Source organism: Spirosoma luteolum, assembly GCF_054778875.1.
Genome location: NZ_BAAGZE010000003.1, coordinates 1 through 24,041, shown reverse-complemented (window position 1 = coordinate 24,041; position 24,041 = coordinate 1). Strand labels below are relative to the sequence as shown.

The 24,041-nt window shown below is 57.6% G+C and carries 18 protein-coding genes; 11 read left to right on the top strand and 7 right to left on the bottom strand.

All coding sequences use genetic code 11. From position 1 onward, the window contains the following. Position 1: 1 nt before the first annotated feature. Complete coding sequence (locus tag ACYVAC_RS02930) at positions 2-811, bottom strand: polysaccharide biosynthesis/export family protein (RefSeq protein ID WP_461096069.1); 810 nt, start codon at positions 809-811, stop codon at positions 2-4. Between the two features lie 559 nt (positions 812-1,370). On the opposite strand from ACYVAC_RS02930, the gene ACYVAC_RS02925 reads away from it, so the two are divergent. From ACYVAC_RS02925 to rodA, 3 genes are all read left to right on the top strand, one after another. Beyond that, positions 1,371-2,429: an SMP-30/gluconolactonase/LRE family protein gene (locus ACYVAC_RS02925; protein WP_461096068.1), complete on the top strand. Its 1,059-nt coding sequence runs from the start codon at positions 1,371-1,373 to the stop codon at positions 2,427-2,429. Positions 2,430-2,569: 140 nt separating this feature from the next. Beyond that, positions 2,570-4,561, top strand: coding sequence for a penicillin-binding transpeptidase domain-containing protein (locus ACYVAC_RS02920; RefSeq protein ID WP_461096067.1), 1,992 nt, complete (start codon positions 2,570-2,572; stop codon positions 4,559-4,561). An 89-nt stretch (positions 4,562-4,650) separates the two neighbouring features. Continuing rightward, the gene (gene rodA, locus ACYVAC_RS02915; protein ID WP_461096066.1) at positions 4,651-5,931 is read left to right on the top strand and encodes a rod shape-determining protein RodA; all 1,281 of its coding nucleotides are present in this window, start codon (positions 4,651-4,653) and stop codon (positions 5,929-5,931) included. Positions 5,932-5,988: 57 nt separating this feature from the next. Here the strand turns inward: rodA and ACYVAC_RS02910 are convergent, their stop codons facing one another. From ACYVAC_RS02910 to ACYVAC_RS02900, 3 genes are all read right to left on the bottom strand, one after another. Beyond that, positions 5,989-6,582 carry a hypothetical protein gene (locus tag ACYVAC_RS02910; RefSeq protein ID WP_461096065.1) on the bottom strand — a complete coding sequence of 198 codons (594 nt, stop codon included), beginning with the start codon at positions 6,580-6,582 and terminating at the stop codon, positions 5,989-5,991. Between the two features lie 6 nt (positions 6,583-6,588). Then, positions 6,589-7,329: a LytR/AlgR family response regulator transcription factor gene (locus ACYVAC_RS02905; protein WP_461096064.1), complete on the bottom strand. Its 741-nt coding sequence runs from the start codon at positions 7,327-7,329 to the stop codon at positions 6,589-6,591. Between the two features lie 165 nt (positions 7,330-7,494). Continuing rightward, positions 7,495-8,547 carry a sensor histidine kinase gene (locus ACYVAC_RS02900; RefSeq protein ID WP_461096063.1) on the bottom strand — a complete coding sequence of 351 codons (1,053 nt, stop codon included), beginning with the start codon at positions 8,545-8,547 and terminating at the stop codon, positions 7,495-7,497. Positions 8,548-8,784: 237 nt separating this feature from the next. On the opposite strand from ACYVAC_RS02900, the gene ACYVAC_RS02895 reads away from it, so the two are divergent. From ACYVAC_RS02895 to ACYVAC_RS02885, 3 genes are all read left to right on the top strand, one after another. Further along, entirely contained in the window at positions 8,785-9,879 is a 1,095-nt protein-coding gene (locus tag ACYVAC_RS02895) for a DUF5694 domain-containing protein (protein ID WP_461096062.1), read from the top strand. A gap of 137 nt (positions 9,880-10,016) precedes the next feature. Continuing rightward, a complete protein-coding gene (locus ACYVAC_RS02890; protein ID WP_461096061.1) occupies positions 10,017-10,739 on the top strand; it encodes an outer membrane beta-barrel protein in 723 nt (240 codons plus the stop codon). 280 nt (positions 10,740-11,019) lie between these two features. After that, the gene (locus ACYVAC_RS02885; RefSeq protein ID WP_461096060.1) at positions 11,020-13,506 is read left to right on the top strand and encodes an outer membrane beta-barrel protein; all 2,487 of its coding nucleotides are present in this window, start codon (positions 11,020-11,022) and stop codon (positions 13,504-13,506) included. 450 nt (positions 13,507-13,956) lie between these two features. Here ACYVAC_RS02885 and ACYVAC_RS02880 read toward each other — a convergent pair whose 3' ends face one another. Then, positions 13,957-14,397 (bottom strand): hypothetical protein, encoded by a 441-nt coding sequence (locus ACYVAC_RS02880; protein ID WP_461096059.1) that lies wholly within the window; start codon positions 14,395-14,397, stop codon positions 13,957-13,959. A 240-nt stretch (positions 14,398-14,637) separates the two neighbouring features. Continuing rightward, positions 14,638-15,198 carry an aminoacyl-tRNA hydrolase gene (gene pth / locus ACYVAC_RS02875; protein ID WP_461096058.1) on the bottom strand — a complete coding sequence of 187 codons (561 nt, stop codon included), beginning with the start codon at positions 15,196-15,198 and terminating at the stop codon, positions 14,638-14,640. A 172-nt stretch (positions 15,199-15,370) separates the two neighbouring features. Here pth and pyrR point away from each other — a divergent pair, with 172 nt between their 5' ends. From pyrR to fdhD, 3 genes are all read left to right on the top strand, one after another. Next, positions 15,371-15,910: a bifunctional pyr operon transcriptional regulator/uracil phosphoribosyltransferase PyrR gene (pyrR, locus tag ACYVAC_RS02870; RefSeq protein ID WP_461096057.1), complete on the top strand. Its 540-nt coding sequence runs from the start codon at positions 15,371-15,373 to the stop codon at positions 15,908-15,910. 110 nt (positions 15,911-16,020) lie between these two features. After that, positions 16,021-18,588, top strand: a complete 2,568-nt coding sequence (locus ACYVAC_RS02865; protein ID WP_461096056.1) for a DUF5686 and carboxypeptidase-like regulatory domain-containing protein — start codon at positions 16,021-16,023, stop codon at positions 18,586-18,588. 61 nt (positions 18,589-18,649) lie between these two features. Continuing rightward, the gene (gene fdhD / locus ACYVAC_RS02860) at positions 18,650-19,501 is read left to right on the top strand and encodes a formate dehydrogenase accessory sulfurtransferase FdhD (RefSeq protein ID WP_461096055.1); all 852 of its coding nucleotides are present in this window, start codon (positions 18,650-18,652) and stop codon (positions 19,499-19,501) included. Positions 19,502-19,509: 8 nt separating this feature from the next. On the opposite strand, the gene ACYVAC_RS02855 is transcribed toward fdhD, so the two are convergent. After that, complete coding sequence (locus tag ACYVAC_RS02855; protein ID WP_461096054.1) at positions 19,510-20,385, bottom strand: diacylglycerol/lipid kinase family protein; 876 nt, start codon at positions 20,383-20,385, stop codon at positions 19,510-19,512. 49 nt (positions 20,386-20,434) lie between these two features. On the opposite strand from ACYVAC_RS02855, the gene ACYVAC_RS02850 reads away from it, so the two are divergent. Together ACYVAC_RS02850 and ACYVAC_RS02845 are read left to right on the top strand one after the other, a co-directional pair. Then, entirely contained in the window at positions 20,435-21,508 is a 1,074-nt protein-coding gene (locus tag ACYVAC_RS02850) for an App1 family protein (RefSeq protein WP_461096053.1), read from the top strand. Positions 21,509-21,523: 15 nt separating this feature from the next. Next, positions 21,524-23,872, top strand: a complete 2,349-nt coding sequence (locus tag ACYVAC_RS02845) for an FdhF/YdeP family oxidoreductase (RefSeq protein ID WP_461096052.1) — start codon at positions 21,524-21,526, stop codon at positions 23,870-23,872. Positions 23,873-24,041 lie beyond the last annotated feature (169 nt).

The following is a 24,041-nucleotide window of genomic DNA, read 5'->3' as shown; positions in this document are numbered from 1 at the left end:
ACTAGAAGCGGGAAACGATGATGGCTACAAAGGACAGGGCGCTCAGGACAATCGGTAACAGCTGATTGGTACGGTCGGCAGTTGCGGCCCGCGATTTATTAGGCTCTACGTAGATGACGTCGTTTGGGTGCAGATAGTACTGGGGCGACTGGAACACCTTGCTCTGGGTCAGGTCGAGCCGTGTGTAGGTACGCTGTCCTCTTTCCTCCCGAATCAGCAGTACGTTGTCGCGCCGGCCGTAAATAGTCAGGTCGCCGGCCAGGCCGAGGGCTTCGGGCAGGGTAATGCGGTCATTATTGATCGTAAACATCGACGGACGGGCCACTTCGCCCAGTACCGTGATGCGGAAATTCAGGCTCCGGACACTGACCGTTGGCTCTTTCAGGAACGGCAACACTTTCTGGGTGATCAGATCGGCAGCCATAGCTGTAGTCTTGCCTACCACTTTTACTTTACCGATAAGCGGAATCGTGATCGAGCTATCGGGCGATACCACATAACCCGGCGTAGCGGGTATGGGCACACTGGGCGAGAGTGTAGTTTGCTGGGCAGAGTTCGGTAATGCGTAGGGGTTGAAGGCCAGTGAGGCTTCGGGGTTAAGACTGCTGATCTGGATCGATAACAGATCGCCGGGCTGTATGGGCGGATTGAAAGGCTGCTGCTGCACCCGCTCGGGCATACCGCTGAGGGTCTGGAAATAAACCAGTTTCTGAGTGTTGATACAGGCCGTTAACTGGCAGCAGACAATAAGCAGGAAAAGGGATGACCGGGTAAGCTGGCGTAGAAAGCCCGAGTGACGGCGGTTAAACATGCTTGACAAGAATAGATTGGAAGAGCGAATGAGAATGACTCGCTTATACCGACTGGAAATAGAGTCGGTCAGTAGCATGCAATATGTCTGCCAGAAAAATTGCATACTAGTAAGATAATTAAAGATTTTAAAGTTTATAGATAGTGTTAATATCTGATAGTAGCGACTACTATTTGTTTTCAATAGTAAAAGTATAATGAATAAAATGAGGAAATTTAGTTTTATTGGATTTGTTTAATCATTGCCAGTCAAAATGCAAAAACAGCCGATTTTGTGCGTTTTTGTTGATTAAACGGTACGTTACATGACTGATTACTACCGCTCAATTCAACTACGTAACGCTGTTGAACAACGTATTAAGTGTATTTTGTGATACGTAAAAACAAAAGAGGAAACATAATTATGATAGTGAAGCCCGATAGGGATACATGCGTTTGCTGCCAGGCGCCTTACACACAAAACCAGGTGAAATGGCCGGCATGAGTAGATTGAGGCCGATCCAGGGGTTTTCTGGCAGACGCTTCTGAATGCTCGACCGAGCGAACTTCTCCGAGACACTATGCGATTACTACGCCGTGGTTTGCTATTGGCTGGCCTGTCCGCCCTGGTTTTTCTGGCGCATGGCCAGTCCCTTTACCCCACCATCGGCCAGGTGGTGCGGACAGATGCGCGGCTCGACAGGCTGCTGCCGGCCGATGCCCGCATCGAGGTGCTGGCCTCGGGCTTTGTCTGGACCGAAGGACCCGTGTGGGTAAAACCACAACCGGGCCAGCCGGGCGGTTTTCTGCTGTTTTCCGATGTGCCGCAGAACACTATTTTCAAATGGACCGAGAAGGAAGGGGTAACGCCCTTTCTGAAGCCGTCGGGCTATACGGGGCTGGGCGCCTACAGCGAAGAGCCGGGCTCGAACGGACTGACGATCGACGGGCAGGGCCGGCTCGTGGCAGCCGAACACGGCGATCGGCGTATTTCGATGATGCCCCTCAACGGTACGGGCGGCAAGCAAACCCTGGCCGATAACTACCAGGGCAAGCGCTTCAACAGCCCCAACGATGTGATTGCGCACCCCGACGGGAGCTACTATTTTACCGATCCTCCTTACGGCATGCCCCGGCGCGAAACCGACTCGACCCGCGAACTGGGCTTTGGGGTCTACCGCATCGGGCTGACCCAGCCTGACGGGCACCGGCCCGTTACGCTCGTGGTCGGCGACCTGACGCGGCCCAATGGCCTGGCCCTGTCGCCCGATCGTAAGCTGCTCTACGTGGCCCAGTCCGACGGCGACCGGCCCGCTATCATGGCCTATCCGCTCCGGCCCGATGGATCGGTGGGAGCGGGGCGGCTGGTGTTTGGTAAGGAGCAGATGGCCCGGCAGGGGCTGCGGGGGGGCTTCGACGGTATGAAAGTCGATGAAGCCGGTAACCTCTGGGCCACGGGGGGCGGTGGCGTCTGTGTGCTGGCCCCCACAGCGGGCACCGGCCCCTACGATTTCCTGGGCCAGATCCGCATCGGGGGCGCTACGGCCAACTGCGCCTGGGGGAACGACGGCTCAACGCTATACATCACGGCCGACATGTACCTGTGCCGCATTCGTACTACCGCCAGAGGCCTGTTCTGATTCGCCGGGCGCAGTAGCAACCCGAACCGGGCCAGAACCCGTTTTTCCGGGGCAAAACGCAGCAGCCGCTTTTTTACTTGGGATTCTTTCGGTTAATTTTGTAGTAGGGCCGAGTGGCCTATACTAATGCAACAAAGTGAATGCTGGAGAATCGTAAGTACGTCATTATCGGCGTTTTCTGCCTGGTTGGACTGACGTATCTGGCCCGGCTGTTTTATTTACAGGTACTGGATGACAATTATTCGCTGGGCGCATCCAAAAACTCAATCAAACGGGTTATCGAAGTGCCCTACCGGGGCCAGATTTACGACCGCGACAACAAACTGCTGGTCGACAATACACCGGTCTACGATCTGTATGTGACGCCCAAACAGGTCCGGATGACCGATACGGCGGCTTTTTGCCGGCTGGTCAACATCACCCGCCCCGAGTTCGACAGTATCATGGGTACGGCGGTGAGTTACTCGAAGGTGAAGTCGTCGCTGTTTCTGCGTCGGCTGTCTAAAGAAGATTTTGCCCGTATTCAGGATGCCCTGGTCGACTACCGGGGCTTCACGCCCGTAATCAGCTCGATGCGCACGTACCCGGCCCATACCATGGCCAATGCGCTGGGTTACGTGAGTGAAGTATCGCGGCAGCAGCTCGATGAACAGGAATATCCCTACTACCGGCAGGGCGACTATGTGGGCCACAACGGGCTGGAAGAGCAGTATGAAGAACAGCTGCGGGGCCGGCGTGGGGTGAAGTTCATGATGCAGAACGTGCGCGGGGTCAACAAAGGGTCGTGGAAAAACGGCGCCTACGACACTATGGCTGTGGCGGGGCAGAACATGATCACCGGCATCGACTCCGAGGTGCAGCGTTTTGCCGACAGCCTCATGCAGAACAAGGTAGGGGCCATTATGGCGGTAGAACCCGCCACGGGCGAAATTCTGGTGTCGGTGTCGGCACCGACCTACGACCCCAATCTGCTATCGAGCCGGTCGTTTTCAGACAGCTACCGGGCGCTGCTCAAGAACCCCTATCGCCCGCTGATCAACCGCCCCATTATGTCGAGCTACCGGCCGGGGTCGACCTTCAAACTGATTCAGGCCCTGATCGGGCAGCAGGATGGTACGCTGACGCCCCACACGGTTTACGGGCACGCGGGTTCGCCCATGCGCTGCCACTGCCGGGGTGGGCAGGATCTGCGCGGAGCCGTGGGCAACTCCTGTAATCCCTACTTCTACCAGGTGTTTCGGCGTATGATCTACAACAACCCCGAGCGAAACACCTTCAAGGCGTCGGCGATCGGGATGGAGAAGTGGCACGAGCGGGTGAAAAAATTTGGCATCGGCCAGCAGCTCGGCGTCGACCTGCCCAGCGAACGGCGGGGCAATCTGCCCGATGTGGCCTATTACGATAAAATCTACGGCGGCTCGAACCGCTGGAAATTTTCCTACATCTCGTCGCTCAGCATCGGCGAAGGCGAATTGCTGATCAGTCCGCTCAAACTGGTCAATCTGGCGGCTACCATTGCCAACCGGGGCTGGTACATTGTGCCCCATTACCTGCGGGGCTTCGGCAAAGCAGGGCAGGGGCTGCCGGAAGCGTATCAGATTCGCCACGAAACGGACATCGACCGGCCGTATTTTCTGCCCGTCATCGACGGTATGCGCCGGGCCATTGTCAACGGCAGCGCCAAGTCGGCCAACCTGCCCAGCATCGACCTGTGCGGTAAGACCGGTACGTCGCAGAACGCCAAGCGCGGTCACCGTTACGACCACTCGATCTTTATCGGCTTCGCGCCCATGAACGATCCCAAGATCGCCATCGCCGTCTTTGTGGAGAATGCGGGCTGGGGGGGCGACGTAGCCGCGCCGATTGCGGCTCTGGTGGCCGAACGGTATCTGAAACGGCAGACCATTGCGCGCCATCTGGCCAGCCGGCTCATGGCGGCCAACTACCTGCCGCCGATCAACGGGTTGCCGGTGGTGAAGAAAACCATTCCGCGCCCGCCCCGCCCCGATTCGGCGCACGGAACCAAAACACCCCCGCATCGCCCCGACAGTGGCACCACGCCGAAACCGCTGACGCCCCGCCCCTTCATGACGGCCCAGCCGCAGCGGTCGCCGGTCGCCATTAACCGGTAGCCGGCAGCCAGCCTGCGCGGTCGTCGATCTACCGGGTCGACAACCGCGCGGGCTACTCCCGTTTTCGAAACGACTTCACCAACTTAGTCATGGCTCGCAGTAACGATCCGTTTTCACAGAATATCGACTGGCTCACGCTGGTGCTGTTTATGGGCTGCCTATCCATGGGCTGGCTCAACGTCTATGCCGCTGTTTACAGTCCCGAAGAGCCTACCAACCTGTTCAATTTTTCGAATAACGCCAGCAAGCAGATGTATTTCATCGGTACCACGGTGGTACTGATTATCTGCATCCTGGTGGTGAACCATAAATTCTTCGACTCGTTTGCGTATCTGTTCTACGGGCTCACCATTCTGGCGCTGTTGCTGGTACTGGTGGCCGGGTCGAATATCAACGGGTCGCGGTCGTGGTTCAAGTTCGGGGGCTTCTCGCTGCAGCCGGCCGAGTTTGCCAAGGTGGCCACCGCGCTGGCCATTGCCAAGTATATGGATGTGCCGGGCATCAATCTCACCAAACAGAAAGATCTGCTGTATATCGGCGGCCTTATTGCCCTGCCCTGCGTCCTGATTCTGGCCTCGCACGAAACCGGGCAGATGCTTGTGTTTGCGTCGTTTCTGATCGTGCTCTACCGGGAAGGGCTTCCCGGCTGGATTCCGCTGACGGTAGTGGCCGCTGCGACCCTGCTGATGCTGAGCCTGGCGGTGCCCAAGCTGCTGCTCATTGCCGGCATCATCGGCTTCTGTGGCCTGATCGTGCTGTTGCTGCCCCGCTACAACCGCACGACCAGCAACCTGATGGCCATTGGCCTGATCGGGCTGGGGGCCATTGCCTACTCCATGAGCATGAATTTCTTCGTGAACAACGTGCTGGGCAAACACCAGAGTAACCGTATCAAAGTGCTGCTCGACCCCAGTATCGATCCGCTGGGCATCGGCTGGAACGTAACCCAGGCCAAAATTGCCATTGGGTCTGGTCGGCTGCACGGGAAAGGATTTCTGGAGGGTACCCAGACCAAATTCGACTTCGTGCCCGAGCAAAGCACCGACTTTATTTTCTGTACCATCGGCGAAGAACACGGCTTCGTGGGCGGCTTTGTGGTGATTGCGCTCTTTGTGGGATTGCTGTCGCGGATCGTGATTCTGGCCGAAAAGCAACGCAGCAAGTTTGCCCGGGTCTACGGCTACTGCGTGGCCAGTATTCTGTTTTTTCACGTGCTGGTCAACATCGGCATGACCATTGGCCTGATGCCCGTAATCGGTATTCCGCTGCCGTTTTTCAGCTACGGCGGCTCGTCGCTCTGGTCGTTTTCGATTCTGCTCTTTATTTTCCTCAAGCTCGACTCGCGTCGGGTGGCCCTGTCGCGCTGGTAGTGTAGGCTGCGATCAGTCGGGCTGCGGTCAGTCGGGCTGCGGTCAGTCGGGCTGCGGTCAGTCGGGCTGGCGGGTGAGGGTGACCGGCACCAGCCGCGAAAAGCGCGGGTCGGCGCTATCCCAATGACTCGAACCATCGGCCCGGCGGTAGTTGAAACCAAGCGTAAACGTGAGTTTGTCGCCCTGCCACTGCGCCTTACTGACGGTGCCGAGGGCGAAATTGGGCAGCAGCTGCGTTTTTTCGTCGACGACGCGGGTGTTCAGGCTAAACCCATGCGCATCGTCGCGGTTGATGGCTCCCCAGGCTTCGTACTGCTCGGTGCCGCGCCGGCTGACTACCGTGGCGGCTCCGTCGAAGGCGCGGTTGTTGGTGCGGCTGTGCCGGCGGGGCCGGCGGAAGGCTTTGCTCCAGCGCGACGATTCGTCGAGGGGACTGTCGATGCGGAGGGTGAGGGTTTTGCGGGTCCCGTCGGGGTCGGTAAAGTTTCCCGTCCAGGAACCCACCAGCCGTGGCTCGGTGGTGCTGAAGGCCCACGGGCGCTGGTAGCGGTCGAGCCAGGCGCCCCCATAATACCGGACAACGCCCAGTAACAAACCCAGCCCGAGCAGCCCCAGCAGGGGTTTCAGGCAGCCACTCCGTGTTTGCGTCATAGTCGATCAGCCTTCGATCAGGCGGTAAAAGGAATCGCGGTAGGTATCGCCAATCGGAATTACGGCTTTCCCGATGTAAATACGGTTGCGCTCGATGGATTCGATGCGGCTGATGGCCACGATGTATGATTTATGAACCCGGACAAACTGGCTGGCGGGCAGTTTCTCGTCGAGGCTTTTCATGGTCTGCAGCGCCAGAATCCGTTCGGTCGGGGTGTAGAGCGATACGTAATCTTTCAGGCCTTCCACATACAGAATCTCGCCGAGGCTCACGCGCTGCAGCCGGTACTCGGTTTTCACAAAAATAAAGTCTTTGGGCGCTTCGGTGGGTGGGGGCGGAGACATCATTGAGGCATCGGTCGGAGCCGGCGCTGCCACCGGAGCCGCACCCGGCAGTAATTTCTGTACGGCGCGGTAAAATCGCTCGAACGATACGGGCTTGAGCAGGTAGTCGACCACGTCGTGTTCGTAGCCTTCGAGGGCATATTCGGCATAGGCAGTGGTCAGAATCACGCGGCACTGCTGCCCGCTCACCCCCCGGCGCAGCAGATTCAGAAACTGCATACCGGTCAGTTCCGGCATCTGGATATCGAGCAGCACCACGTCGACGTCGCCCCGCTGCACCTGTGTCAGGGCATCGATGGGGCTGGTTGTGGCCCCCACCAGCGTCAGAAACGGAACTTTCCGGACGTAATCGCTCAGAATGGTGTGGGCCAGGGGTTCATCGTCGACAATCAGACAGCGCATGGGGGGATGGTTGGATGGTTATAGAGTTGGAGGATTGGATAGTTGTAGCGTTTACGGGTTGTCGTGTTGACTGGTTATAAAGTTATAGGATTGTATGGTGAGGGCATTTGAGTTGCTACAACCGAACCCCAAACAACAGACCCCAAACCTCCAAACGACAACCCATCACAGGGTCAATTCCAGCGAACAGGCGTAGAGGTTGTCCTGATCGGTGATGTGGAGGGTGTGGCGGTTGGGGTAAAGCAGGTGGAGACGACGCCGAACGTTGGCCAGCCCGATTCCACCCACGGCGTCGGTCTGGCGGCTGACTTTCTTGTTCAGCGTGTCGAAGCGCAATTTACCCTGTTGCACGCTCAAGTAGAGTACGAGGGGCTGACCCGGATCGCTCAGGTCGCCGTGCTTGAACGCGTTTTCGACAAACGAAACCAGCAGCAGCGGCTCGATCCGGAACAGGTCGGTGTTGCCTTCAACCGAGAATTCGACCTGGGCGTTGGCCACCCGCAGCTTCTCCAGTTCGACGTAATTCGACAGATAAGCCACTTCTTTCGACAGGGGCACCCGTTCGGGGGCGTTGCTGCCGGGCTTGCCGGCGCTGTCGTAAAGCATATAGCGCATCAGCTCCGACAGTTTCAGAATAGCCCCCGGTGCCGCATCCGACTTGGCATAGGCCAGCGCGTAGATGTTATTGAGCGTGTTGAACAGAAAGTGGGGGTTGACCTGCGACTTCAGGAAAGCCAGTTCGGCCTGATTGCGCTGGCCCACTAGTTCGGCCCGCTCCTGCTGATGCAGCAGCCAGTCGTCGATGAGTTTCAGGCCCGCCCCCACAAACAGCGCCGGGAAGCCATAGTAGCTGTTATCCCAGGCATAATAGATCAGCGAGACATCACGGTTGTAGTTGCTCATGGTGAAGAGGTACCAGTAGACCTCCTGCTCGATGGCGTAGCGTGTACCGATAAAGACCAGCAGCGACCCGGCCGAGCCCAGCAGCGCCAGCCCCCACTGCCGCTGGGGCAGAAAGCGGTCGAGTACCACCGTATGCTCGAACCAGACGGCCAGCCAGAACGCCAGCGCGAACGAAACCTCGAACGGCTCGAACGCGAACGTATTCGATTTGGCAATGTAGGCATTGCTCAACAGGACCAGCCCGAACAGCAGGACATAGAGCAGATTGCGCACGGTGGCGCGGTGCGTGAGAAAAACCGGGAGTTGCATACCCATAGCTGGAGCTGAATAAATCGATAGCCGAAATACGCACCCGGGCGATTGGGACGCAATGCCAATCGACCAACCCCCCGTTTTGGCCGACAAACGGGCTGCGTGGGTATCGGCTGGTATTGGTCGGTTGGGATGGGTGTTGGGCGAGGTATTGCCGGCGTTGGTCGACTTGATGCGTGGTCCGCCTGACGCAGGCTGCACCTTTGACCCATCAATCACGACAACGCAACACAAATCGCCATGAAAACCACCCTGATCGCTACCCTGCTGCTTTCGCTTCGCCTGTTCCTGCCTGGCTTCGCCCAGCACCAGCCAACCGGTGCCCAATCTAAAAAAAGTCAGCCCGTCGAAGTGCTCATGATCGGCACCTCCCACGGCTACGGCAAAAAGCCCGTCGAGCACTTCGATTCGCTTATCACCACCGCCCTGGCGTTTCGGCCCGACGCGGTGTTTGGCGAGTGGCTGTCGGCCGAGGACTACAACGCCATTCCCGACTACTGGAATAAAGCCAACGTAGAACGGCGACTGGCTTACCTGAAAGGGCTTCCCAACAACGACCCCAAATCGCCGGCATCGTTTATCCGCAAAACCTACGCGCTGCTGCGTCAGCACCCCAACTACCACCAGGAGCGGATGAAACTGGCGCGGGCGCTCTACCTGAACCACGACTTTGGCGACGCGGCCTACCAGCTTTACCGGCTCGACCGGGCCCGCCCCGCTTTCGGCGCCGAAGAAGTGGCCGCGTATCGGACCATCCTGGGGGTGCCCGATTCGCTTTACCGCAACCGGACCAACGAGTACCACAATATTCTGTTTCCGCTCCTGGACCAGCTGAAGCAGGACCGGATGCGGCCCATGGACAGTCAGCGTCACGATCGGGCCTGGCAGCAGGCCTGGAACCGGGCCGACTCGCTTGTACACCGCTGGGAGAATACGCTCGATTCGAATTCGGCAGACGGGCGCCGGTATGCCGCCCTCATGCAGCGCACACAGGCGCTGTCGGTACTCGAACAGAAAGCCAGCAAAGCCGGCAACGGTACCCTGTTTTTCAACAGCCCCGAGGGCGACGAATACCTGAACATCCTGAACTTCTACGGCGGTCGCCGGATGTACGGCGCGGCTGGCTTTCCGGAGAAAGAGCTGGAAGCGATGCTCGATTATTTCCGGCTGCGCAACGTCGATATGTGCACCAACCTCGTCGACCGGGCCCGGGCAGCCGGTGCGCGTCGGGTAGTAGTAGGGGTGGGGGCCAATCACCGCAAGATCATGGTCGATATACTGCGCACCATGCCGGGCGTAACCGTGACCGAATTGACCGGGTACGGGGTCCGCTAAAAAAAAGTGCAGCGCCCGTGCAACCTGCCGCCGGCTGATTTACATCTACTGGTCAACTAAGGCACAAAGACGTTGCCGCTCTCACTGAAAAACAAACCTGTATACTGTCTCACTGAACATCCTAAACGCATACGACTATGAAAACGCTCAACACCCTCTTCGCTTCGGTTCTCGTTGCCGCTACTACCACTGCCTACGCCCAGACCAGCGTTACGATCATTACTACCACCACCGATTCGGTAAAAACAGAAATCAGTAAGCCCGCTCCGAAGAAAGTAGAGCGCGTGGTGAGCGACTTCAGCATCTATGTCGGCTTCAACAACCTGAGCGGTAGCCTGCCTGCTGGTTATGAACTGCGGCCCATCGGCTCACGCTTCGTGGCACTGGCCTGGCAGAAACGCATTCCGCTCGTTACGGGGGGCAGCACCAAACTGCGGCTCATTACCGGACCCGAAGTGGCCTGGAACAACTTTATGTTCGACGGCCGCAACGTGCTGACCCGCCAGAACGATAAGCTGGTGATCGAAGCAGCCCCCACCGATCTGCACAAGTCGAAACTGGTTACGACCCAGTTGAACCTGCCGCTGATGCTGAACTTGGCGGCAAAATCAGGCTTCTCGTTCAGTGTAGGGGCCTACGCCGGCATGCGGCTCGACAGCTACACGAGTGTGAAAGCCGTTGGGGCCAGAACCGTACGCGACCACAACAACTATAACCTGAGCCCGGTGCGCTGGGGCTTTATGACCGAAATGGGCTTCAAAGGATCGGCCCGGCTCTTTGGCCGCTACGAACCCAACAGTTTGTTCCGGGCGGGTCAGGGCCCTGATGCTTCGGTCTGGTCGGTAGGCATCAAACTGTAACGGGTCGGTCAGGCCGGAGACGCCGGATTCCGGCCTGACCCATACGCGCCGATGCCAGCACATCGGCTTTTTTTTTAAGATGACGTGCAACATCGCCCGGCGTTTCGCTCTCTTTGTCCCGAATTCCCTCTCCTCATCAGCCGCGTAAAACCGCACCGGGGCCATTCATCCCAGCCTCCCGACCGCTCATGTAAGATAAGGTACTTTGCGATACATACTACCTACCTTTGTAAGGTACTAAGTGGTCAAGAACACCCCTCCTCGATAACTAAACTAACGTATGAAAACGATAGCGCTACTCATCTCCTCATTTGTACTGACAGCATCGGTGGCTGTCAGTCAGCCAATTAACCGCGGCACGGTCCGGGGGCAGGTTGGCACGGCGCAAAACAAACCCGTTGAATTCACGACAATGATGCTGCTGAAGGCAACCGACTCGACGCTGGTGAAAGGAGCGATCAGCGATGCCGACGGCAAATACCTGTTTGAAAATGTTGGCGCCGGCCGGTACCTGGTGTCGGCCCAGCAGCTGGGATTTCGTAAAACGTATAGCGCTCCGTTCGCAATCGACGAGGCCCAGCCCGCTTACGAACTGCCGGCTATGACGCTGCTCGACGAATCGAAAAACCTGACGGAAGTAAACGTAGTGGCAAAGAAGCCATTCATTGAGCAGCAGGTCGACCGGACTGTGGTGAACGTGGAGAACAGCATCGTGGCCAGCGGCAGCACAGCCCTCGAAGTGCTCGAGAAAGCGCCGGGCGTGACCATCGATCGGCAGAACGACCAGATTCAGCTGAAAGGCAAATCGGGCGTGATTGTTTACATCGATGGCAAACAAACCTACCTCTCGCAGCAGGAAGTATCGAACCTGCTGAAAAACACCGCCAGCGACAACATCGCCAGCATCGAAATCATTACCAACCCGGGGTCGAAATACGACGCGGCCGGTAACTCGGGCATCATCAACATCAAGATGAAGCGCAACCGCAATCTGGGCACCAACGGCACCGCTACCGTCAACTCGGGCTATGGCTGGGTGCGCGACCTGGATGGCAACTTCCTGAGTCGCCCCAAATACGGTGCTACGCTCAACCTGAACCACCGCACCAGCAAAGTCAACCTGTTTGGCAACTACAGCTACAACAATAGGTTGAGCAACAACGCCAACATCCTGAATCGCACCATTCCCTTCAACGGGCAGGTAACCTACTTCGACCAGCAGTCGTTTCGGCCCAGCCAGAGCATTGGCAATTCATACAAGCTCGGAGCCGACTACTTTATCAGTACCAAGAGCACCCTGGGCATTCTCTTCAATGGCTTTCATAACAACTGGACGTCGATGGGGATAAATCGCACGCAGATCAGCAACCAGAACCGCGAACTGATCAGCCAGCCCACCACGCGGACCGATGCCGGCGAACTGCTCAAGAACAGCACGGTAAACCTGAACTATAAGTACGATTTCGATGGCAAGGGCCGCGAATGGACGGCCGATGCCGACTACGTACAGTACGACGGGAAGAATTTCAATAACCTGAGCACGGTCTATCGTAACGCCCAGAACGAACTGGTGCGGCCCAATCAGGAGGTACGCAACAACATGCCCTCGATGATCAAGATTCTGGCGTTCAAGACCGACTACACCCATCCGTTCAAAAACGGTTCGAAACTGGAGGCCGGCCTGAAAAGTAGCCTGGTCAACGCCGATAACAATGCCATCTACGATACGCTCCAGAGCGAACGCCAGCTGTGGGTATTCGACGCCAGCCGCTCCAATCAGTTCAAGTACGACGAAAACATCAACGCGGCTTACCTGAATTATGCCGGCAAGATTGGCAAAAACCTGAAAATTCAGGCCGGGCTGCGCGCCGAGCACACCCATTCGATTGGCACGTCGGTGACGCTCGATCAACGGGTCGAACGCAACTACCTCAACCTGTTTCCGACGCTGTTTCTGTCGCGCCAGCTCGACACCAACAATGTGCTGAACCTGTCGTACAGCCGCCGGATCGACCGGCCCGATTATCAGAATCTGAATCCGTTTGTGTTCTACCTCGACCCCTACACTTACCAGCAGGGCAACCCGTTTCTGCGGCCGCAATACACCAACTCGATCGAACTGACGCACGTGTTCAAAAGCACCATTTCGACCACGCTGGGGTACAGCCGCACCACCGACTTTATCAATAACGAAACGCCCCGCCAGATTCCCGAGCGCAACATCACCTACGTAACTCCCGAAAACCTGGGTCACCTCGACAACGTAAACCTGACGGTGAGCTTCCCGCTGCCGGTAACCAAGTGGTGGAACATCCAGACTAACCTGAATGGCTACTACACCAACTACCAGACGTTCTACTCCGGCGCACCCTACGAGGTAAAACTGGTGGCCTTCAACATGTACATGGCGCACGCCCTGACCATCAACAAAACACTGTCGGCCGAAGTCTCAGGCTGGTATAACTCAGCCTCGCAGTACGGCTTCTACCGCTCACAGCCGATGGGTGCGTTCAGCATCGGGCTGCAGAAAAAGGTGATGGAAGGCAAGGGTAACCTGAAGCTCAACATCAACGACCCCTTCTGGCTCAATCAGTTCAATGGCCGGGCCGTGGTGCAGGATATCGACCTGCGGGTACGCTCGCGCTGGGAAAGCCGTCGGATCATGCTGACGTTTACCTACCGCTTCGGCAACCAGAACGTGAAAGGCGCCCGCGAACGCAACTCCGCCACCTCGGCCGAACAGAACCGGGTGAAGGGTGGGAACTAGTCAACGAGTGAAAGAGCGAAAGAATGAGAGAGTGAAAGAATGAGAGAGTGAAAGAGCGAATCTTACCAGCACCCTTTACCGGGTCAATTCAGCGAAGCTTTGCCCATTGTCCCACCAACTCACTCACGTTCCCCCGCTCTTTAGTCATCCATCGCCCTCGCTCTTTCACTCATTCACTCTTTCGCTCTTTAGTCATACTCCTCTTTATTAGTTTAGGTTAAGCAAATGCAAAAAGCCAGCTCCGTTTTGAGGGCTGGCTTTTTCGTGTTTGAGGGAGGGGAGAGCCGGACGGGTTGCCGACCGAATACCCCTAAAAAAAGATAAGGTTCCCCGATCGAAGCGGAGAACCCTATACTGACTATTCCTAAACCCTTAACCTTTTCTACATGAAAAACTAACTTCAACCCTATTGTGTTCCAAAATTCCGGTTAAATCGGATTTTGAAGTAGTTTACTGAATGTCAGCGGCTTCGCTGGCAGTCCGGTTCGCGTTCCAGAGGAAGTTGATCATCCGGGCTGTGTGATCGGCCTGTCCCAGCCATACCGACGCCTGTGCGTCTTTGCGGCTGGCGAGCTGCGTATTCAGTTTGGCAATTGCTTCGTTGAACCGGGCCCGATCAGCGTTGCTGACAGTCAGCACAGCAGCCGGGTTTTGGTTATACAGCGAAACGACATTCGTAAAGTCCTGCCAGTTGGTATGTTGCGTAGCTTTACCAATGTGCTGTTCGAGATACGAAGCGAATTGCTTCTCCGAACCATTGACAAGCATGGCAGTTGCCGGCCTGGTGGCAGCCGGGCTATCATCAGTGTTGGTGGTGGTAGCCGCGTTTGCCTGACTGCTTACTAATCCTAATCCAAGAATCAGTGATGCAAAGATAACACGCGTTTTCATTGATTTGTTCTATTTCGTTTGTGAATTAAGAACGCACAAATGTCCGTAGAAGTTTTGAAAACACAAACCAACTATAGGGCCGTTGCCGAATTTTATTCCGAATATAATGCCGATAAATACCTAGTTTTGGAATTAATAGTCGAATAAATAACTAGAAAGAAAATATAATTGAAGTCTTTCAATGAGCTTTCAATTGTTTGTTTTTTCTGTAAAAAATACAAAAATCTTTAAAATATTATATCATTGGTTGTAATTGTTCATGGCGTGTTGTATGCCCATAGTGCAAAAAGCCAGTATAGCTTCGCCCGCTTTGTCGAGATAGTCGGGTAACTGAATCAGTTCGTCTTCCGGAAACGGCCCCAGCACAAAGTCGACCTGCCGGCCTTTTGCGTAGTTATTGCCAATACCCACCCGCAGCCGGGCGTACTCCTGGGTAGTCAGCGACTCGTCGATATGGCGCAGACCGTTATGCCCACCGGCTGATCCTTTGGGCTTTAGCCGCAGTTTGCCGAAAGGCAGGTCTTTGTCGTCGGTAACCACAATGAGGTTGCTGACCGGAATGTTTTCCTGCTTGAGGTAATACAGTACGGCCTTGCCGCTGAGGTTCATAAACGTGGTGGGCTTTACGAAGAACAGCTGGCGGCCTTTGTGCTGCCACTGCGCCGTGTAGGCCAGCCGCGTGAGCGAAAACGAAAAGCCGTGCTGAGCCGCCAGTCGGTCGAGCACCATAAAGCCGGCGTTATGCCGGGTCAGCGCATATTCGGGCCCTACGTTGCCGAGCCCAACAATCAGAAATTTCATAGAAGTAATTGTCTGCCAGAGCCAACACCCGGCGCACCGGGTTGGCTTGTGCCACAAAAGTAACCAGAAACCGCCGGACCCGACAGAAACCGCGTGGCCGGGGCCGGTGCATCCGGTTTCCGGCCACGAAAATCGGATGGTTAAATAAACGCGAACCGGTTACTTTTACCGTATGAACCAACAACGCCTGATCTTATCCAGTCCGCTGCTCGAAATCGTAGTAAGTCGACTGGCCCAGCAACTGATCGAGAACCATCAGGATTTTGCCAATACGGTACTACTGGGCATGCAGCCCCGCGGTATCCATTTTGCCGAACGCATCAGCCGCGAGCTGACCCGTGCCCTGGGTACCACCGTGCCGCTGGGTTATCTGGATGCAACCTTCTTTCGCGATGATTTTCGCCGGCGCGATACGCCCCTGCGGCCCAACACAACCCACGTACCCTTCGTGATCGAAGGTAAACGGGTGATTCTGATCGACGACGTGCTGGCCACCGGACGGATGGTACGCGCGGCCCTCGACGCCATGACGGCCTTTGGCCGGCCCCGCAAGGTCGAACTGCTGGTGCTCATCGACCGGCGCTACAACCGCGACCTGCCCATCAAGCCCGATTATACCGGCATGCGCGTCAATACCCTCGAGTCGCAGCGGGTACTGGTCGAGTGGACCGAGCAGGGGGCCGATGCCGATAAAATCTGGCTGGTTGGCTAAAGGCAGGGCGCCGGTGTGGAAGTGTTTCTATAGAGTTAGTAAAATGTCGGTGACATTTTTGCTGGAATTACTAGGTAATTCATGTAACTTAGCTGACCTTTTTTTCGCATATGAAACATAGTGTACGCCTGCGCTTCCTGTTGGGTCTGTTGAGCTTGTTACTGGGTGTTCAGAGCCAGGCGCAGACGATGTATTCGGTTACGGGGCTGGTAACCGACGCCAAAACGGGAGAACCGATTCCGTTTGCCAGCGTGGCGCTGGTGGGCCGGCGAATCGGGACGCTCTCCGACGATAAAGGCCGCTACGTGCTGCGTACCAACGTGCTGACCGATTCGATTGCGGTCAGTTCGATGGGGTTTGCCACCCAGCGCCGGTTTATCGACCGGGAGCGGATTACCCAGGCCATCGATGTACAACTGCATTCGACGGGTACGGCCCTGCAGGAAGTGGTGGTGCGGGCGGGCGAAAATCCGGCCTTTCGGGTGTTGCGGCAGGTGCGCAGGAACCGCACGCTCAACGACCGCAACCGCCTGCAGGCCTACGAATACGACAGCTACGTCAAAACCGATATTGCGCTCAGTCACATGACCGACCGTATGCGCAGCAACCCACTGATCCGGCGGGTCAACGAAGCCATGAGCCGCCACGACTCGCTGGTCGACGATGAGGGGCACCGGCTGCTGCCCATTCTGGTGTCGGAATCGGTGTCGCATACTTACTACCGCACGGGGCCGCAGCGCCGGCGCGAAGATGTGCGGAAAACGCGCATCAAAGGGGTAGCTGTCGACGATGCCGGCCTCAGTTCGCAACTGCTGGGCGGCACCAACCTGGCCAGTCAGAACTTCTACGACAACTACATTCCCATTCTGGGTAAAGATTTTGCCTCACCCATCGGCGAAAACTGGAAAAACTGGTACGAGTTCTTCCTGGCCGATACCACCACCATCGGCGATCACGTTTGCTACGAAATTCAGTTCGACCCCAAACGCCCCGAAGACCTGGTATTTACGGGCAAAGCCTGGATCGATACGACCTCGTTTGCGCTGTGCCTGATCGAAGCTAAAATCGGCAGCCGGGCCAACCTCAACTACGTGCGGCAGCTGACCCTTGAGCAGGAACTGGAACCAACGGTCGATTCGGCTTCGGGGCAGGGCGGCACGGCCGGCTGGCTGCCGGTGGGCCTCAAGCTCATGGCCGATCTGACGGGCGTGGGCAAGCAATCGCTGGGGATGCGGGCGCAGGTAACCCTGCGCAACAGCAACGTGGTCGTGAACCGACCCCGACCGGTGCTGTTCTACGAGCAGCCCATCGAGCCCAGCGACACCGTGGCCACCACCAACGAAGCCTACTGGGCGTCGGTACAGCGCACCATGGCGGGGCCCGACTCGCTCAGCCGCGACGATAAGAAAGCCCGGATGCTGATCGAGAAGCTGCGCGAGGTGCCGGCCGTACGCACGGCCGAAGCCGTAGGGCAGATTGCTGTGACGGGTTTCTACAAACTCGGCCCGCTCGACATTGGGCCGTACCCGTATCTGTTCGCCGTCAACACGGTCGAAGGGTTACGGACACGGCTGGGCTTCCGTACCAACGAGCAGTTCAGCCGCCACCTGATTCTGCGCAGCTACCTGGCCTACGGTACCCTCGATAAGCAGTTCAAATACGGTGTCGAGGCCGATTACCTGATCTCGCGGCAGCACTGGACCATGCTGGGCGGGCGCATCAGCTACGACCTCGAACGGCTGGGCCTGACTCCCGAACTGATTGGCGGCAACCGGCTGTTCTACGCCCTGAGCCGCTTCGGCCGCTACCGGGGTGCCTACGAAAGCAAGCAGCGCGAACTGTTTTTTCTGGTCGAACCCGTAAAAGGCATACTGCTCCGGACGACCATTGGCAGCCGCACGATCGACCCTTTGTTTCCGTACCAGTACCGGCTCGAGCCAGCGCTCGAAGACCAGTCGCCGGTGCGGTCGACGATCTACGATACCTACTGGTCGTTTGAAGCGCGGCTGGCCCGCAAGGAGAAATACATTATGGATGGCAACGAGCGCATCACGCTGGGTACCAGACGGGCCCCCATCCTGACCATCCGCTACACGCGGGGTACCCGGGGGCTCGGTGGCGATTTCAACTACGACCGGCTGACGGTACGGGCGCAGCAGACCCTGCGGCTGGGACCGCTGGGGCGCATGACCTACCTGCTGTCGGCGGGCTTCACGCCCTCTACCTTGCCGGCTCCGCTGCTGTTTCCGCACATCGGCAACCCCACTCCGCTGCTCACGGTCAACACCTTCAACCGGATGCAGTTCTACGAGTTTGTTAGCGACCGCTTCGTGGCCATGCACGTGCAGCATAAGTTCGAGGGGCTGCTATTCAACCGCCTGCCGGGTATCCGCAAACTCAACTGGCGGCTCGTGGCCAACGCCGATGTGCTCTGGGGCAGCCGCTCGCGGGCCAATCAGGATATAGACAGTCATAAGGCCATGGGCAACCAGAAGCCAATCCACTTTGGCTCGCTCCGCAGCGACGTTCCCTACGTTGAGCTGGGCTACGGTATCGATAATATCTTCAAGATTTTCCGGGTGCAGGCCGTACACCGGCTTACCTACCTCGACGCAGGGCCCAACAACATTCCCGTGAACAAGTTTGCGGTGAAGGCGGCCGCTTCGATTAGTTTTTAGGGCGGTTATCAATCATTTCGGGCTGGATGGGGTTTTCAGGGAAATCCCATCCAGTTTTTTTATGGCACTTGTAGCCCCCGTCACGATTCAGAAAATTACCGGCGACACCTTCAGCGAAGCTCCCGATCTGCTGGCCGTGGAGGAGCCGCTCGAAATCCGGCTAGGTTTCGGTCCTGCCCACGACCGGCAGCAGCGCAGTGTGTCGGTGACGATGCGTACGCCCGGTCACGACGAAGAACTGGCCATGGGGTTTTTATTTACCGAAGGCATCGTTGGCCAGCCCGCCGACATTGTCTCGTGCCGGCACTGCGTACAGGATGAGGCCAAGGAAGGTAATGTCATGCGGGTCGAGCTGCACCCCTCGGTGGCGGTCGACTGGGCGCGGCTGGAACGCAACACCTTTACCTCGTCGAGCTGCGGGCTGTGTGGCAAGGCCACCATCGAGGCTGTACTGGCCCAGACAGCCGGCCCTGTCGAATCGGCGTTTCGGCTGGATGCCCGCGTGCTGCACGCCCTGCCCGATCGGGTGCGCGATACGCAGCGTGCCTTTGCCTACACCGGTGGTATTCACGCGGCCGCCCTGTTCGACGCCGAGGGCAATCTGCTGCTGGTGCGCGAAGACATTGGCCGGCACAATGCCCTCGACAAACTAATCGGGGCTGCGTTCTGGCAGGGCTGGCTGCCGCTGGCCCAACACGGCGTATTTCTGAGTGGCCGCATCGGGGTCGAGCTGGTGCAGAAAAGCTGGCAGGCCGGTATCGGGCTGCTGGGGGCCGTGGGTGCCCCATCGAGCCTGGCCGTACAGATGGCGCAGGAAGCCGGTATTACGCTGGCGGGTTTCGTGCGGAACGAACGCTTTAATCTGTACACCGAGCCGCAGCGGGTGGTTGTGTCGCCCGCTGTCGAGGCCTGACCGGCCATTCAGCTGCCTTTGTGCGGCAGAATCATGGTTAGCGCACCGGGCCGGATACGCGCGTCGATCGTTGTGACGCGCCCCTGGTACTCGCCGTCGATCTGAAAATACACTTTCCGGTGGGTCTGAATGGTAACGGTTGTAGCCGGGAAAATTTCGACATACCGGCTGTCGAAAGGTTTGTACTGCCAGAACAGTTTGATGATCTCCCAGGGCGATAGCCGCCGGAATACCACCACTTCAAACTGACCATCCGACGGATCACCGTCGGGGTTGATAACGGCACCGGTGCCATACATGCGGGCGTTGGCCAGTACAAGCATGAAGGCCGCCCGCTGCACACACGCATCGCCCAGGTTTATTTCTACGCGCAGCAGCCGCCGTTTGCGCAGCACCTCCAGCACGCCCTTGAGGTAGCCGAACTTGCCCCGCAGGTTATTTTTCTGGTAATACCGCACCAGCTGCGCGTTGAGCCCGATGTCGGCCAGGTGAATGCAGAGTTCGCCCCCGTTGACGTCGATGATGTCGACCGGGCGGGTGTCGCCGTCGACCAGCAGCGCCAGACTCTCGGGAATGGTTTGGGGAATGCCGAGTTCGCGGGCCATGCCGTTGGCCGAACCGGCCGGCAGTACGCCCAGCGGAATGCCCGTGTCGACGAGGTGTTCGGCGACGCACTTGATCGTGCCATCGCCCCCTACGGCTACCACCCGGTCGGGTTGCAGTTCGTCGATTCGGCGGGGCAGGGTCTGCGCGTCGGTTTTACCGTCGAGCATAAACAGTTCGGCGGTGTGTTCGGTGCCGGCAAAAAACGTTTCGATGCCAGATTCCCAGTCCGATTTGGCTTTCCCACCCGACGCAGGGTTGATGGCGAATAAAAAGAGCAACTTACCGGCGGTTTATAAGTTATACGAAAGACAGTAGTGACAACGAACGATGACCCCTGAGCAACCTACGTTTATTGCTAAACAAAACCGACCGGTAAAGGGATTTTTTCGACGGAAAATTCTGAACTGGCTGCGGCTTACGGATCAGCCGCTGATCCGGCTATACCGGGGTTATGGGAGCACCACCAAACTGACCATCAACGGTCATGTGCTGCGCCGGAGTGCCCGTTCGCGCCGGCGCTACCGCGACAATAAGCTGCTCAATATGCTGGCTGTGGTGCGGCTCTTTCTGGTCAAACCCTATCCCAACACCCTTGTTCGGCTTACCTGTGTGGGCCATACGGTAGACGTAAAAGCCGACGCCGACGGCTATTTTCGTCACGACCTGGAACTGCCCGAGCCCGTAACGCCGGGCTGGTATCCTGTGCGGGCCGAACTGCTCTCCCAGACCCTGGCCGAACAGCGGGTGCTGGCCGAAGGCAGCGGGCAGGTGCTGGTGCCCCACGATACCGATTTTGCCTGCATCTCCGACATCGACGATACGTTTCTGATTTCGCATTCGGCCACGATTGCCAAACGGCTGCAGGTGTTGCTGACCGAAAACGCCCACAGTCGTAAACCCTTCGCGGGGGTGGTGGCCCATTACCAGCTGCTGGCCGAAGCCAACAGCGGGCCCGGCCGCACCAACCCGTTCTTTTACGTGTCGAGCAGCGAGTGGAACCTCTACTCGTACATTCTGGAGTTCTCAGCCAAAAACGGACTGCCCGACGGGGTTTATCTGCTCAGTCAGCTGAAGCAGTTCAACCAGTTGCTGCAAACCGGCAAAACCAAACACTTTACCAAATTCGACCGCATCGTACGGATCCTGGAGACCTATCCCGACCGGCAGTTCGTGCTCCTCGGGGACGACTCGCAGCAGGACCCCACGATCTACGCGTCGATTGTCGAGCATTTTCCCCGGCAAATCCGCTGCGTATACATCCGGCGCATCCGGCCGGCCAAAGCCGAGGCTACCCAGGCACTGGTCGATCAGATGCAGGCGGCTGGCGTGGCCTGTTGCTATTTTACCCACAGTGTCGAAGCCCACGAGCACTCGGTTGCCATTGGGCTCGTTGCATCCTGATTAACTGATCATACTATGAATCCGAACACCCCCCCCGAAAAACTCACCGGTAATCTGGATCAGCAGGAAGGCTATCACGATGCCGCCGGCATGCCCGCTATTCTGCAGTCGTTCAAACACGTGCTGACCGGCACGGGTGTGGGACGCGGCTGGAAAGCACTGGTCAACCTGAACCAAAAAGACGGGTTCGACTGTCCTTCCTGTGCCTGGCCCGACCCCGATGGGCACCGATCGCCCATTGCCGAGTACTGCGAAAGCGGTGCCAAAGCCGTGGCCGACGAGGTGATGGACCACCACACGGCATCGCCCGTGCTGTTTCAGCGCTATTCGGTGAGCGAACTGCGTACCAAAACCGATTTCTGGCTGGGGCAACAGGGTCGCATTACGCAGCCCATGCTGCTCAAACCCGGCACCGATCACTACGTACCCGTTAGCTGGGACGAAGCGTTCGATCTGATCGCCACCGAACTCAACGCCCTCGACTCGCCCGACGAAGCCATTTTTTATACGTCGGGCCGGGCCAGCAACGAAGCCGCCTTTCTGTACCAACTTTTTGTGCGGATGTACGGCACCAACAACATGCCCGACTGCTCGAACATGTGCCACGAGTCGACGAGTGTGGCGCTGGCCGATACGCTGGGGCTGGGCAAGGCATCGGTCGTGTACGACGATTACGAGAAAGCTGATGTGCTCATGATTATGGGGCAGAACCCCGGTACCAATGCCCCCCGCATGCTGACGGCGCTGGAAGCGGCCAAGAAAAACGGTGCCAAAATCATCTCGGTCAATCCCCTGCGCGAAACGGGGCTGCTGAAGTTTCGCAACCCGCAGAGCCCCGGCGATATGCTGATCGGGCCGCAGAACCTGACCGACGTATTTCTGCAGGTTCGCATCAATTCCGACATGGCGCTGCTGAAAGCAATGGCCATGATCCTGCTGGAAGAAGAGGAGAAAACACCCGGTCAGGTACTCGATCAGGCCTTTATTCGCGACTACACGTCGGGTTTCGAGGCCTACAAAAAAAGCCTGGAGGCCTACAGCATTCCCGATCTGTGTGCGCAGTGCGGCCTGACGGTTGAGCAGGTGCGGGAAGCCGTACTACTATTCCGCAACACGCCGAAGCTGGTGATCTGCTGGGCCATGGGCCTGACGCAGCACCGCGATTCGGTCAACACGCTCAATGAACTGGTGAACCTGCTGCTGCTCAAAGGCAGTATCGGCATCGAAGGGGGCGGGGCCAGCCCCATTCGGGGACACAGTAATGTGCAGGGCGACCGCACCATGGGAGTTTGGGAAAAACCGAAGGCCGAGTTTCTGGATTCGCTCAAAAAACGGTTCCACTTCGAGCCGCCCCGCGAACACGGGTTCGACGTGGTGAAATCGGTAAAAGCCATGCATGAAGGCCGCGCCAAGGTGTTTTTTGCCCTCGGCGGTAACTTTGTGATGGCGGTATCGGACACCAACTTCGCGGCCGACGCCTTCCGGAAAACCAAATTGACGGTACACGTGTCGACCAAATTGAACCGGTCGCACCTGATCCATGGCGAATCGGCTCTGATTCTGCCCTGTCTGGGCCGTACCGACCGCGATCATCAGGCGTCGGGCGAGCAGTTTGTGAGCTGCGAGAGCACCACGGGCGTCGTAGCCCAGTCGCACGGCATTGTCGACGCCGTATCGGCCAGTCTGAAAAGCGAAGTAGCGATTCTGGCGGGTATGGCGAAAGCCACTCTGGCCGACGAGCATGCGCACGCCCGCCGGAATCTGGCACCGCTGCCCGCCGAAGCGCGGTCGGCCGCATTCTGGGATGCGTTTGTCGAAAACTACGACCGCATCCGCGACGCCATTGCCGACGTGGTGCCGGGCTTCGACAATTACAACGAGCAGGTGCGCAGGCCGGGCGGGTTCTACATTCCAAACGGTCCCCGGGTACGTGAGTTCAAGACCAACGACAACAAGGCGCATTTTACGATCAATGTACCGAGTCAGCATACCCTGGAGACGGGTGAGCTGATGCTGATGACGGTGCGCAGCCACGATCAGTTCAACACCACGATTTACGGCTTCGACGATCGCTACCGGGGCATCTACAACGAACGGCGGGTGCTGTTCCTGAACCCCGACGATATGGCCAATCTTGGCCTGGCCGACAAGCAGGTGGTCGATATTCACAGCCATTTCAACGGCCAGCAGCGCACGGCGCACCAGTTCATTGTGGTGCCCTACAACATCCCGCGCGGCTGTACGGCGGCCTACTATCCTGAAACCAACGTGCTGATCCCGATCGATTCGGTAGCCGAGCGCAGCAACACACCGACCTCCAAATCGGTAGTCGTTACGCTGACGCCGGCCGAAGCAGTCGACTAGGTCATGACTGCTGCCCCCCTAAAAAAAGCCCCGCCGACATCGGCGGGGCTTTTTTTGGTTTCTATGACCCGTCCTGAAATAGGTTGACACTACCCCCAACTTATTTTATGGATAAGCCAATCAATCAACGACGTAAGCGCACTCAGGGCGACTACACCTTGGCCTTTAA